The 13,641-nt window shown below is 58.5% G+C and carries 10 protein-coding genes; all 10 read right to left on the bottom strand.

Translation table 11 applies throughout. The annotated features are described in order from the left end of the window. Window positions 1-24: 24 nt before the first annotated feature. A complete protein-coding gene (tssA, locus tag NIZ92_RS17905; RefSeq protein WP_254002393.1) occupies window positions 25-1,095 on the bottom strand; it encodes a type VI secretion system protein TssA in 1,071 nt (356 codons plus the stop codon). 181 nt (window positions 1,096-1,276) lie between these two features. Beyond that, the gene (locus tag NIZ92_RS17910; protein WP_009455524.1) at window positions 1,277-1,729 is read right to left on the bottom strand and encodes a hypothetical protein; all 453 of its coding nucleotides are present in this window, start codon (window positions 1,727-1,729) and stop codon (window positions 1,277-1,279) included. After that, window positions 1,726-2,535, bottom strand: a complete 810-nt coding sequence (locus NIZ92_RS17915; RefSeq protein ID WP_026483655.1) for a DUF4150 domain-containing protein — start codon at window positions 2,533-2,535, stop codon at window positions 1,726-1,728. Before NIZ92_RS17915 ends, NIZ92_RS17910 begins: the two co-directional genes overlap by 4 nt. Before the next feature lie 9 nt (window positions 2,536-2,544). Continuing rightward, window positions 2,545-3,606: a pentapeptide repeat-containing protein gene (locus tag NIZ92_RS17920; RefSeq protein WP_254002394.1), complete on the bottom strand. Its 1,062-nt coding sequence runs from the start codon at window positions 3,604-3,606 to the stop codon at window positions 2,545-2,547. Beyond that, the gene (locus NIZ92_RS17925) at window positions 3,606-6,128 is read right to left on the bottom strand and encodes a pentapeptide repeat-containing protein (RefSeq protein ID WP_254002395.1); all 2,523 of its coding nucleotides are present in this window, start codon (window positions 6,126-6,128) and stop codon (window positions 3,606-3,608) included. The genes NIZ92_RS17920 and NIZ92_RS17925 overlap by 1 nt, the downstream gene beginning before the upstream one ends. A gap of 119 nt (window positions 6,129-6,247) precedes the next feature. Then, entirely contained in the window at window positions 6,248-6,715 is a 468-nt protein-coding gene (locus NIZ92_RS17930; protein ID WP_128831597.1) for a hypothetical protein, read from the bottom strand. Window positions 6,716-6,750: 35 nt separating this feature from the next. After that, window positions 6,751-9,102 (bottom strand): type VI secretion system Vgr family protein, encoded by a 2,352-nt coding sequence (locus tag NIZ92_RS17935; RefSeq protein ID WP_254002396.1) that lies wholly within the window; start codon window positions 9,100-9,102, stop codon window positions 6,751-6,753. Window positions 9,103-9,104: 2 nt separating this feature from the next. Continuing rightward, window positions 9,105-9,701: a DUF3540 domain-containing protein gene (locus NIZ92_RS17940; RefSeq protein WP_254002397.1), complete on the bottom strand. Its 597-nt coding sequence runs from the start codon at window positions 9,699-9,701 to the stop codon at window positions 9,105-9,107. Window positions 9,702-9,927: 226 nt separating this feature from the next. Continuing rightward, on the bottom strand, window positions 9,928-11,121 hold the full coding sequence (locus NIZ92_RS17945; RefSeq protein WP_009455514.1) for an acetyl-CoA C-acyltransferase: 1,194 nt from the start codon (window positions 11,119-11,121) through the stop codon (window positions 9,928-9,930). A 19-nt stretch (window positions 11,122-11,140) separates the two neighbouring features. Further along, complete coding sequence (locus NIZ92_RS17950) at window positions 11,141-13,495, bottom strand: 3-hydroxyacyl-CoA dehydrogenase/enoyl-CoA hydratase family protein (protein ID WP_232467074.1); 2,355 nt, start codon at window positions 13,493-13,495, stop codon at window positions 11,141-11,143. Between the last annotated feature and the right edge of the window lie 146 nt (window positions 13,496-13,641).

Here is a 13,641-nt window from a genome sequence, read left to right on the forward strand (position 1 = left end):
GTCTTCTCCAGTTGATTTATGGAATTAAGAAGCGGCTGTCGCCACTTCGGATCGAGGCATGAAAACCTGGATCTGATCCCAGGCACCGGGAGCCAGGTCACGAATCAGCTCGTGAAAACCCATGGGCACCAGTTGCTGGGCACGACGCAGCAGCAAAGGGGCAGGATGGCTGGGTTCGTGCTGTTCGAAATACGCCACCAGCTTGTCCAGCAACAACACCACCTCTTCGCGGGATGAAACATGCAGGTTCTGCCAGCCTGCCAAGCCCATCACCGGGGGAGCCGGATTGGCGAGCTGCGGCGACACGGGGCTGGTGGAGTGACTTTCCTGCACAGGCTCGGGAGCAGAAGGGGTAGACAGTGAAGTCGCCGCATCCAGCACTGCGCAGGCGGCTTCCACGGTGTCCCAGGCTCCGTCCAGACGCACGGACCACTCGGCATCCAGATGACGATGCACCAGGGCCTCCAGCTCCTGACGGAACTGACGTAGACGACTCAAGGCCACGGTCTGACTTTGGCCGGCGGCAAAGGCACGGCGCAACTCTTCGACCAGACGGTCACGACCCGGCAGGCCGCTATCTTTCTGGCTGCCATCCAACACATAGCCGACTTCACGTAAATTCAGTTGACGATGCCCCAGGCTGACCACGGGAGCCTCACGCATCAGGCGACCCAGACCATCAATAGCCGACAGCCCGGCCAGCGCATTGACGCGCGGCAAGGGGTCCAGCTCACCATCGTCGTGCAGAAGCGGATGAACGTGCTCCCAGCCTTGTTGCAGGGCGCTGAGCAGCCAGTCGCACACTTCCACCAAAGCGGGCAGCCCACCTGTCTGCAAACGCGCCTGGGCCAGCACCACCAGCAAGCGAATATCTGCCGAGCGGTCCAGCAAATCCTGCACCAGGCGCACGATGCGCGTCCAGTCCGGCACCTGGGCCGGAATGATGGTTTGGCCAAACTGCTGCTCGCCCTGTACTTGCAAGGCCTGCATCAAGGCCAGAAAGTCTGCCTCGTATTCCAGGTTCTCGCCGTAGTGGGCGTTTTCGGGAGCCAAAATCCAGGCTGGCTGCCACTGCTCCTGTATTCCTTCGACCATAGCTGTCGTCTCGGATAACTGATCACGGAGCCAGTCTAGGAACTGAAGGTGACACCTTTTTGACGAAAATTTTTCCTTACTTATTTTGCAAAATGGATGTATTTACGCTCTTTTTGAAGCAAATAAGGAAAAAGCGCCACCCGCAGGCAGCGCTTTTCAAAGGAAAAAAATTGGCGAGAAGCTAGTCGTCCAACCCCTGCTCCTGTCGCCAGTGCTGGTAGCGTTGCTCCAGAACCGGCCGCAAGGTTTCGTAGCTGTCCCAATCGTCAGGCACGTGATAGATGGATGGCAAAACCTCGTCGTCCAGCGTATCCACGTAATCATCCAGATACAGCTCGTCGTAGTAAAAATCGCTAAAGGCTTTGCCCTGCTCGGACATGTCTTCGCTGACCAGCACATCGTCGCAACACTCTTGCAGCAGTTGCGAGCCTTTGATCATGTGATCACGGCACTGGCGCACCTCGTTGGGGTAGCGGTCCATAAAAGCATTGGCCAGCAGGCCTTTTTCCACCAGCCAGGCCAGATACATGCCGATGTGCGTGCGACCACCTTGCGGGCCCAGATCAGAGGGGTAGTCCCCGCCCACATGCCAGTCCACAGCGTCATATTTAACGGGATCAGTGTGCGTTTTCAATGTCGAACCTCCGTAGGTATGCGTATGTTCTTGGGAAGTGGCTGCTTGGGTGCATTCTTGCCAATCAACTCTGCGCCCTTGCTCTCCATTGCCTTGTCCTTGGCCTTCTGGGTTGCGGAGCGGCGCGCTCCCCCGCTCTTGACTTCGACCGCCCGGATTTTGCCCGTGTTCTTGTCCTTGATCAGTATATCGATCACACGGCGGGTCAATGGGGTTTTTGCAGACACCTGCGTGCCCATGACCTCGTGGCCTTCCTGCTTCAGCTCGGCCTCGACCTCGCGCTCTCGCTGCGCACCCCGACGCCGGTTGCGTTTAAGCTGCGCCCGCTTGGCTTCACGTGCTGCCGCTTTACGCGCCGCCTCCGGCCCGCTGCCCGACACACCCTTGCCGCCTTTACCGGCGCCGCCCCCCGCACCACCGCCACCTAGCAACAGCACTTTGAACTGGCTGGGCACTACCCGCATGCCCACCGTATTCACCGTGTTCTGCATGCTCAAGCTAGTCAGACGGGTCGCCGGGATTCCCTTCCACAGCACATTAGGCACACAGGTAATGGAGCGCGAACGCGACATCACAGTTTGCGAGATCAAGCCCAAAGCCACACCCGGATTGTCACCATTACTCAAGGGTATCGTTGTGAGCAAGTTATGGGCAGGCCCACCCTGCAACAGGATGTTCCAGGCATTGGGAATACCCATCAGGCCCGTCGCAAAATTCGGGTAAGGAATCGGCAACAGAGCCGGTGGTGTCTTGCAGATGTCGGGGAAGGCAATATCCATGCCGCCCCGTTGGCAATTGGCAAACATCAGGGCTCCTTATTCAAGATTCATATGACGCGCGGTCCAGCTCTCAGACTCGTGCAAGGCCGGGTCATTGAGCAGGCAGCCTGCGGCCTGTTCTTGCCCGGCCTTGTCCAGCAAGCAACGATGAAACTGGGTGCGCTCAAAATGTGCGCCATCCCAGCAAGCACGGCGGCAATCTGCATACGAGAAATCCGCATAGCGCAGTTGGCTATGCTCGAAACGGGCCCGCTCCAACACTGCCTGCGCGAAGTAGGCCTGCTGCAAAAAAGAGCCACGAAAATCTGCCTCGGGAGCGTGGGCTTGAGCCCACAGACTTTGTGTCAGATCCGCCTCCCGAATCTGCAGTCCTTGAGCCTGTGCCTGAACAAATAAAGCCTGCTTGGCTTGGACCTTGTTCAGCACGGCCTGATTCAAGATGGCAGACTTGAAATTGGTGCCGTAAAGACGAGCGTGGCTTAGATCCGCTTGAGTAAAGTCGGACTCCATCAAGACACTGCCGCTGAAATCCAGCCCCGACAGATCCATGCCCTGGAAATTGCAGGTTTTGGCCGTCACCCTGTGCCAGCGACTACCGGCCAGAGTGCTGCCCCGCCAATCCATTTCGGTGACCACCACATCTTCCAGACGGGTCGACTGCAAGGACAAGCCCCCTGCGCGGCAGCCAGTCCAAGTGCAGCGCTGCAAAAGAGCTTGGTCGAAGTTGCCCGATTGCAAGATGCATTGCGCCCAGTGAGTGTCGCTCCAGGCTCCGCCTTGCCAGATAGCGCCCTGTAAATCACAGTCCTGCCACATCACCTCCCTGGCCTGGACATGCTTGCAGGACAAGCCGATCAACACGCATTCCATAAAGGCGCAGCCATCGAGCACACTGGCGTCCAGTACTGCTCCGCTCAAGTCACATTGATGAAAGCGGCTACCTGTCAGATTGACGCCCAAGGCTTGCACACGCGGCAGGCGACAAGCGATGAACACCGCTCCTGAATAATCGCCCGGGGGCAAATACAGATCGCTGAAATCCAGCCCCAGCAAAGGCTCACCTTGCCGAATGCGCAAACGCAAAGCATGTGCGTCCATCAGGCTTGCCCCCCGGCAGGGTCGCGGCGTGCCGTGCGCAGATACAGATTACGGCTGCGGGTACGCGCATCCGTTTGCAAACCCATCAAATCAGCGCGGAAGAAGTTCACGGTATCCAGCATCGTGCCTTGAACATTCGCGCCCCCGGCCAGGCTATTGCTCATATCCACCTTGTTCATGATGGCTTGGCTAAAGTCAGTCTCGATCAGAATGCAGTCACTTAGGCGGGCCTGCGTCCATTGCGACCCCTGGAGATTGGCACCGGATAAATCACAGCGAATCAGTTGGGCCTGTTCAAAACAGGATTGCGACAAATCCAGCCCACGCAAATTGCTTTCTTCCAAGCGGGCACCGCGCCAGTCTGACCCCGGCATGTCCACGCCGGACACCACGCTTTGACGCCAGCGGCTGTCACGGCAATCGAGCACACCGTCCAACAGACCCAGCAGCCAGGACGTGTCCTCCAGGCTGGAGCCCCTCAAGGACAGGTCCCGCAGATCACAGTCCAGCCAAGCGCATTGCTGCAACTGGCAATCCAGATAAGACAATTCGGACAAGCGCGAGCGCATCAAATATTGCACGCCACTTAACTGCGAGGTCTCGAAGGTGCAGCGCAGCAAGTCCACATCCAGCCACTCCTGCTCCTGAAGGTTCGACTGCTGGAACAAGACATCCTGCCAACTGGACTCGCGCGGCTGCCATCGGGCCGCCTGCACCTGACGAAACTGTACGGATTGCAGTACTGCCGCACTGAAATCCACATCATCCAATTGGGACTGATTGAATTGAACCTGCTCCAATCGCGCCCGCACAAATGTGGCTCCCGAGCAATCAGCTCCTGCAAACGTGCCTTGCCGTAGAACCGCATCGTTAAAGCAGGTGCCAACACAGCGCACCCCGGAGAAATCGAAGTCCTGCAAATGCAGACCGCTCAAGTCCAGGCCAGACAGATTGCGGGTTCCGGCCAGAATCAACTCCACTCGCCTGCGCAAACGCTGCTGACGCAGATCAGAGGCAGCAGGCGGTGCAGGGGCATAGGTTTGCATCGCACGTCTGGCCTGCTCCATAGGTTTGGATAGCAAGCCGGACACAGGCGCCTGGTCGCTGGCCGCTGCATCCAGCTCGCACAACATGCGCTGTGTATCACGAGCCGTCACACGAGTGCTGGCCTGATCCTGAAAGGGAGATTCACGCTGCAAGTCCTGCACTTTCGCCATGCCCTCTTCCATCTGCTGACGCGCATCCCATTGCTGGCGATTGGCTTGGCGCACTTCCTGCACCCAATCCGTTCGGTCCACATCCATAGGTTTGGGAGGCCCAGCCTGCGCCAAGGAAAACAGCTCGTTCTGCCAAGCCGGGTGTTCCTGTGCCGCGTCCTGCGCCCAGCGCTCCAGGCGCATCCGCATGGTCAAGGACAAAGGGTCGTCTGCGCTAGTCTGAAAATCATCCAAAGGTGCGCAGCAGTCAGCGGGTAGCAAATCCTGGTCGCGCAAGGCAAATAATCCGGCCTGATCGCCTTCGCTACGCAAGCGCAGCACTTGCTCGTAATGGTCCTGACCACGCGGCTGCCCCAAGGGCTCCAGGGCAGGCATTAATAAGTTCACATCTTGCGCCTGCGCGTCCTGAACCGGCACGCTTCCTTGGTACAGCAAGAGCATGTGGCCCAAATCAGGAAAGAACCAAACGGTGGTGTGCCGCAGGTCCAGCTTTTGCAAACCAGGTAGACGACGATCCTGATACAAGCAGATCGCCTCCCACTGCGGCAAGCTGCCACTCCATCGGGGTCGCTGAGCGTGCAGATGGTGTAGTTCCCAAGAACTGTCTGCGGGCCAATGACTTTGTTCACGCCACCACTGGTCCGGTTCAGCAGCATTGAAAAAATGTGGGTCCAGGCTGTCCAGCATCATGCCGGGATCGCCTTGCTGCCAGGCGGGGTCATAACGGCCCGCCAAACGAAAGCGACGTGGTCGCAAAGGCGATACCGGCCCCAAACCCGCTGGACGGCCCTGCTGGCCAGAACGGTGCAAGCGCCCTTCCCAAGGCTCTACCTGCGGCAAGCAAAGCGGTTCGCCCGGACTGGCTGCTTCCATTCCCATGCCCGCGGGATTATCGGGATACTGCGGCCCGCCCCAGCTACGGCTGCCATCCAAAGGCACGCGGGTAAAAGGCTCTGCCTCCCCCGGCCTGCCTTGTCGCCACTGCCGTTGCCCAAATACAGCCAGTTGCTTTTCTATCGGGCCGACACGTGCTTGTACTGCCAGTTGGGATACCGGCTCACCACCAGGAGCGCAGGCATGGCCAGAGACCAGAAACTCTGCACAAGGTTTGGGCAAGGCCAGATCCAGCACATCGTCGTCCTGCATCAGGCCGGATACGCTTTGCCACATACGTGCATCGGTGCTCAAGACATGCGGGGCATCCATGGAACACCAGGCCTGTACCGACACGCTTAGCGCGTGTTGTCCGCGCCAGCTCCAGGGGCGTGCCAAAACACCCAAGCGCAAGGGCTTTACGATGCGCATGGGACTTGTCCTTTGGGAGAGCACGAGCAGGACTGACTTGGAGCAGGAGCACTGCCTGACTGCTCCGGACCCGCGTGTGCGTCATCCCCGATCAACTGCGAAGCCAGCGCCACCATCAATCAATCCCCATAGGAGTTGGCGGCAGGTTTCAGCTGCAAGGTCACCTGTTCACGGTTCAGAGCACACAGCTGAGCATTGGCCGGATCGCACAGTACGCTGACCCAATTACCCGGCTTGAATCGCTTGCTCAGTTCGGGCTGCACCAGCACATCCACATGGGTTTTCTGGCCATCTACGTCCAGACCCAGGCGCACTAGCGGATAAGCAGATTTGAAGACTTCTGGCAGCAGCTCGTCCTGAGAGACGATCATTGCCTGTTGGGGGACGACTTCGGCACGATGCAGACGCTGATACAAGCGTTCCTCAGGACGAGCACGCCAATAGCGCGTAAAACCCCTGTACCCCGCCACAAAACCGCCCACTGCGATCAGCATGGGCAAGATGACCAGATAAGGCAGCCAATCTCGCCATTCCAGGGCAATACCAATCGAAATCATGATGGCTCCCATCAAAGCGCTGAAAGCCATCCATATAATCTGTCCCAGCATCGTCGCGGACGTCCTTAAAAAAAGATGTGCAAGCCGGACTTGGCCAAACGCAGAGCCGAACTGCCGACGCGCACCGCCTGCTTGCCCAGATACACCGCACTGGTCTTGATCGCGGCGTAGGCTTTCTCGTCCTTGAAGGCCGAGTGGTCCATCTTCATGACGGCAGCCTGGAAATTGACCAGATAGCCCTGCGCCCGAATACCCCAGGCATCCAGCGAGGAAATCGTGCCGTTCAGGCGGAACCCCGTCACTTTTTCGGTATGCGGAATCCACCATTTTTCAATACCTGTGACATTCACCTTCCAGCTAGGCGTGGTGATGTTCACGCCCGCTGCGGCGGTAATGTCCACAGGACCGGAAATGCTTTTGGTCAGATTGCCAGTCAGGGTGTCAGTGATATTGCCGGTGGTGGTCAGGTCCACATCACCTGTAATGGTTTCTTTGACATCGCCAGTCACGGTGTAATCCACCGCGCCGGTAATCGTGCGGGTGTAATCGCCGGTTTGGGTGGAGTTGCGAGTGCCGGTGATGGAATCCGTGACATCGCCCGTGACCGTATGAGTGACCTCGCCGGTGATGGTTCGGGTCAAATCGCCGGTCAAGGTGTCGGTGACATTGCCCGTCACGGTACGCGTCACATCACCGGTATGAGTTCGGGTCTGCTCGCCTTCTATGGTTTCAACCAGATCCCCGATGACCGTACGTACGACGCCGCTATTGAATGTCTCGGTTTCCAGATCCTGCACCGTTGTCGTGCGGGTTGCCATGACGCTCAAGGTATCGTGGCCTGTGACCACAGTAGTCCGGTTACCGTCGACGGTATGGGTTTCATCACCCTCGACTTCCGTATCCAGATTGCGCTCGGCATGCAGCCAGATACGCTCCTGTCCGGCTCTGTCCTCGAACATGAAGGCGTTGGCGTTGCTGGGATCACCGTCTTTGGAACGGCTTAGAAAGCCGCTTTGTGTGGCATTGTCCGGAAGGTTCCAGGGCGGCATATTACTGGCGTTATACACACGACCGACGGCAATGGGCCGGTCCGGGTCACCCCCCAGAAAATCCACAATCACTTCGTCGCCCACTCGGGGCAGTTGAATGCCACCAAAGCCGCCACCTGCCCACGGGCTGGAAACACGCAGCCAGCAGGAGCTGTTTTCATTGGCCTGCCCGTAGCGATCCCACAAAAACTGAACCTTGATGCGACCATATTGATCGGTCCACAGTTGCTCGCCGCTCTTGCCCACCACCTTGGCCGTTTGCGGGCCGTAGGTACGCGGAATAGGTGTGCGTCGCAACGGGCGATACGGCTGGCTGGACGGGATCACCAGAAAATCAATGAAGTAGTGACTGGCCATGCCGCTCTCGCCGGTATGGCCTACATCCAGAAAGTCGTAATCGACCTGCGTCACCAGATAGTCGCGGTTGTCCTCGGGGCGCGGATGATTGCGTACGGACAGCAAATAACCCGGCGCGACACCACGCGCATTAGTCTGGGCTTGAGCCTGGCTACGTACTGCCTGCAAGGCTTCCAGCCGCAAGCGGGAGTAATGTTCACCATGTTGAGGCTCGGTGTAGCCACCCGCCCATTCGTAGACTTCCAAATCACCCAAGGCGTGTTCAGCTGGGTTGCTGCGCGTGGCGTCCAGGCTGGCTCCCGGCTTGCAATAGTCGTAGTCAGCGGTCGCGTAGCGACCCGGAGTGACTTGCTCATACGGGTGCCAGGCATGGATATGCTCAACATCAGGATGCGCTACCCGATCGGGGGAAACAAAGGGCAGCTCAGAAAGCCAGGGCGCAGCCGCATGTTGACCCACATCGTCGGCCATCACCAGGGTATGGGCGCCATTACGGTGCTCAAACCAGTAGTAAATCCCCTCGCGTTCCATCAAGCGGCTAACAAACTGAAAGTCGCTTTCCTGATACTGAACGCAATAGGTTTGACGCGGATAGTCCTGCGTCAGGCGCGACTCCCAGGCAAAGGGGTAGCGGCCCAGCACATCCTGCAAAACCTCGGGCACGGTCTTTTCCTGAAAGATCCGGCTGTCCATGTTCTGGCTCAAGAACCAGAGCCAGGGGCGCAAGGTGGCCCGATACGTATAAAAACGGTCGCTGCGGCCCGTTTTACCCATCAGGCGAAATGCGCTGATACGGCCATCCAGAAAGCGCGGCACCGCAAAAGGTGTTTTGATTTCCAGGCTCAGGGACTCGCCCAGCAAGCTGCGCAAATCCAGCAAGGGGGTATTGCAGACCACATCCACCTGCAATTCAAAAGGCTGGGACAAGGCTTCCCGACCTTGCAGAGCCTGAAACAGCAAGACCTCCGGCCCGAGCGGGCTATGCACTTGTACAAGGCGTTCTGTCAGCATGCTTACCCCATATGGATTTGGTCAGCGTCGACTTTGACCAGCTCGCGCGCAGTCATCAAGGTATGGCGGGCATGCAAACGCATTTGATGCTGGGCCTGCACGTCCATGCGGCCCCCACGCCAACGCTCCTCTTTTTCAGTCAGACGAAATACGTGATTGCACACTTGGGACAGGCGATCCGCCACGGTTTCCTGCACGCGCGACAAAATCCGCAGCGTGCCTGCGGTCAGGCTCATCTCCCGGCCAGACTGGCGCAAATGGCCACCTGCCTGCAAAGTCAGGTCCGCCTCGGACTGGATATGTACCCCACCCTGGGCCGCCTGCACATGCAAGCCCTGCTCGGCGATCAGATGCAAAGCCCCGCCCTCGGGTCGCTCCAGCACGGCGAACACATAGGCCTGCTCGCCATCCGCACCGCCTACCCAGACCTTGTCGCCCACTTGCGGCTGCACCAGGCAACTGACGGCCTGCGGCACAATCCGGCAGCGCTCGCCGCAGTCGACTTCAAACTGCCCCGACTCCAGACGAGCCTTGACCCGTCCCTGCCAGAACATGGGGGGAACGTGCAGGCTGGACACCATGCGCAAGGGCAATCCCATACATCCTCCGTGTGAGCTGTTCAACACAATGAAAAGGACTATGGCCCGAGCCCATGTCTACTCTATGACAACAACAAAACTTTACTTTTTTGACATTTAGCGGGTTTTAAGCAAATTTGCTTACACGTATTGTGCTATTGCTCACCGATGCGGGGGACGCCCCAATAAAAAAGCCGCCCGAAGGCGGCTTTGTCCAGCAACGATAGAAACAGCAGCAGATCGGAAATTATGTCCGCTCGAAAATCCCGGCGGCTCCCATGCCTGTACCGATACACATGGTGAGCATGCCGTATTTCAGCTGACGACGCTGCAAGGCATGAACCACGGTGGCGGCACGCATGGCACCAGTCGCACCCAGAGGGTGACCCATGGCAATAGCGCCACCCAGCGGATTGACGCGCTCGGGGTCCAGGCCCAAATCACGAATCACCGCCAGAGATTGAGCAGCAAAGGCTTCGTTCAGCTCGATCCAGTCCATCTGGTCTTGCTTCAGGCCAGCCAAGGCCAGCGCATGAGGTACGGCTTCTTTAGGACCGATACCCATGATTGCTGGTGGCACACCACGGACCGAGAAAGTCACGAAACGGGCCAGCGGAGTCAGATTGTGCTCACGCAAGGCGCGTTCGGAAACAACCAGCAAGGCACCTGCCCCGTCCGAAGTCTGCGAGCTGTTGCCGGCCGTGACCGAGCCACGCGCCGCAAATACGGGGCGCAGCTTGCCCAGCACTTCCAGGCTGGTATCAGGGCGTGGACCCTCGTCACGATCAACCACTTGAGTTTTGACAGAGATTTCCTGCGTGCTCAGGTTGGGTTGACGACGTGTCACCGTCACAGGCAGAACTTCGCCCGTGAACTCGCCCGATTCCCACGCCTTGACGGCTTTCTGGTGCGAGGCCAGGGCAAACGCGTCCTGATCTTCACGGGAGACTTTCCACTGACGCGCTACTTCTTCAGCAGTCAGACCCATGCCGTAAGCGATCCCGTAGTTCTCATCCGAAGTGAAAATCTCGGGGCTGAACGTGGTATTCACCCCCATCACCGGCACCTGACTCATGGATTCCACACCCGAAGCCACGATAATGTCTGCCTGGCCCGTACGGATACGGTCAGCAGCAATCGCAATGGCGCTCAAACCCGAGGCGCAGAAGCGGTTGACGGTCATCCCGGCCACGGTATGCGGCAGGCCTGCCAGCAAGGCAGAAATACGCGCAACGTTAAAACCTTGCGGGCCTTCAGGCAGGGCGCAACCAGCCACCACTTCTTCAATGGCGGCAGGGTCCAGTTTGGGCACATCGGCCAGCATGCCGCGAATGGCTTCTGCCAAGAGCTCGTCAGGACGGTAGGACGAAAACACACCGCGAGGCGCTTTTCCAATGGGCGTACGCTTGGCAGCGACGATATAAGCTTGTTGTACAGTCATGTCTACTCCTTGATCCGCTCTAGTTACGCACTGGCTTGCCAGTGGTCAGCATCCCAGTAATACGTTCCTGGGTCTTGGGGGAATTGAGCAGCTCCAGGAAGGCCTGCCGCTCTTGCGCCATCATCCAGGCTTCATCCACCAGCGAGCCTGGATCCACATCGCCCCCGCAGATCACGGTTACGACCTTCTCGGCAATATGGAAGTCATATTCCGAGATGAAACCACCTTCTTTCATGTTCACCAGTTGCGCTTTCAGCGTGGCGATGCCATCGCGACCGGCAACCGGGAAGCGCCGTGGCAATGGAGCACGCCAACCGGCGCTGGCCAGAGCCTGTGCCTGACGAACGGCCACATAAACCAGTTCCTGACGGTTCATGACGATGGTGTCGGACTCTTTCAGGAAGCCAAGCTGACGCGCATCCAGAGCGGAGCGCGACACCTGTGCACTGGCGATAGCCAGAGCAAAACGCTTCAGGTAGGCCAGCAGCGGGGCATCAGGTGCACCCATGGCTTGCAGTTCAGCCGAGCGACGAGCCGAGTAAGCCAGACCACCTGCGCCTGGAACCAGACCCACACCCACTTCAACCAGACCAATGTAGGACTCGAAGTGAGCGACGCGGTGCGCGCAATGCACAGCCAGTTCGCAACCACCACCCAGAGCCAGACCGGCAACCGCAGCCACCACAGGTACTTGGGCGTAACGGATACGCAGAACCATGTCCTGCATGGCGCGCTCTACAGGCTCAACACCGGCCACGCCTTCTTTCTCGAACACGGGCAAAATGGCTTTCAGGTCAGCGCCTGCGGAGAATGGATCACCATCCTGGGCCACCACCAGAGCCTGATACGAGGCTTCAGCCAGCTCAATCGCCTTGAACATGCCATTGACCACACCAGGGCTCAGCGTGTGCATCTTGGTCTTGAAGGACACGATCAGCACGTCTTGTGGGTGCGGTGCAGGCAGCGTCCAGCAGCGTACCGACTCATCTTCGAAAACCGTGGTGGTTTCCAGAGACTCGACCTCGCCCACCAGCAAAGGTGTGCCAATGTGGCGCAGGTAAACAGGCAGATCGCTACGGCCTTCAAAGCGGCTTTGCGACGGATTCCAGGAACCGGCAGCGGTATGCACGCCTTGCGCTTCCCACACAGGACCACGAGTCGCCCAGTCTGGCAGCGGCTGGCTGCTCAGTGTCTTGCCGTCTTGAATATCCTGGTTGATCCATTCGGCCACCTGACGCCATCCGGCAGCCTGCCAGATCTCGAACGGGCCTTGCTTGTGACCAAAGCCCCATTTCAAGGCCAGATCCAGCTGACGGGCGTTGTCGGCAATGTCTTGCAGATGAATGGCACTGTAGTGGAAGGTATCGCGCAGTACGGCCCACACGAATTGAGCCTGAGGCTTGTCGGACTCGCGCAGCTGGCGCAGGCGCTCAGCCGGGTCACGTACAGCCAGAATGGCGGCGACATCAGGATCGATTTTCTGGTCAGCAGCCACGTAATCGCGCTGTTGAGCATCGAAACGCTGGATTTCACGGCCCTTCTTGCGGAAGAAACCGGCACCGGTCTTTTGACCCAAAGCACCTGCATCAATCAGGCCCTGCACTTCTGGTGGCAGGCCAAAGTGTGCTTTGAAGCTGTCATCGGGCAGCTGATCCTGCATGGTGCGGATCACGTGTGCCAGAGTGTCCAGGCCAACCACGTCAGCGGTACGGTAAGTACCCGATTTGGCTCGACCCAGACGTGTACCCGTCAATTCATCAACCTGCTCGTAAGTCAGGGAGAAACGACGAGCCTGCTCGAACACGGACAGAATGCCAAAAACACCAATGCGGTTACCGATGAAATTGGGGGTATCTTTGGCGCGAACCACGCCCTTGCCCAGTTGCGATACCAGGAAGGTTTCCAGAACATCCAGCAGCTCTGGCTGGGTGTATTTCGTGGGGATCAGCTCCACCAGGCTCATGTAGCGTGGCGGATTGAAAAAGTGCACACCGCAAAAACGTGGGCGCAACGCTTCCGGCAAAACATCTGCCAAGGAAGTGATGGACAGGCCGGACGTGTTGCTGGCGATGATGGCATTAGGATTCAGTGCTGGCCCGATCTTGCGGTACAGATCCTGTTTCCAGTCCAGACGCTCGGCAATGGCTTCGATCACCAGATCGCAATCGGCCAGACGGTCCAGATTGTCGTCGTAGTTGGCGGGCTCGATCAGGTCGGCCAGGTCTGGCGTACCCAAAGGAGCGGGATTCATTTTGCGCAGATTGGCAATGGCACGCAGGGCGATGCCATTTTTGGGCCCCTCGCGGGCGGGCAGATCAAACAGAACTACTGGTATGCCTGCATTCACACAATGGGCGGCAATTTGCGCGCCCATGACGCCGGCACCGCACACGGCGACCCGACGCAAGGTACGGGCACTGCCCGTCACTGCACTGGCTGAACTAGATGTCATAGGTTTGTCTCCAGGAAACTGAAACCCCACGCAGCATAAGGTCCCAAACGGACGCTCTACGATGCGAG

Source organism: Alcaligenes sp. 1735tsa3 (genome assembly GCF_024134565.1).
Classification (GTDB): Bacteria; Pseudomonadota; Gammaproteobacteria; order Burkholderiales; family Burkholderiaceae_B; genus Alcaligenes; species Alcaligenes phenolicus.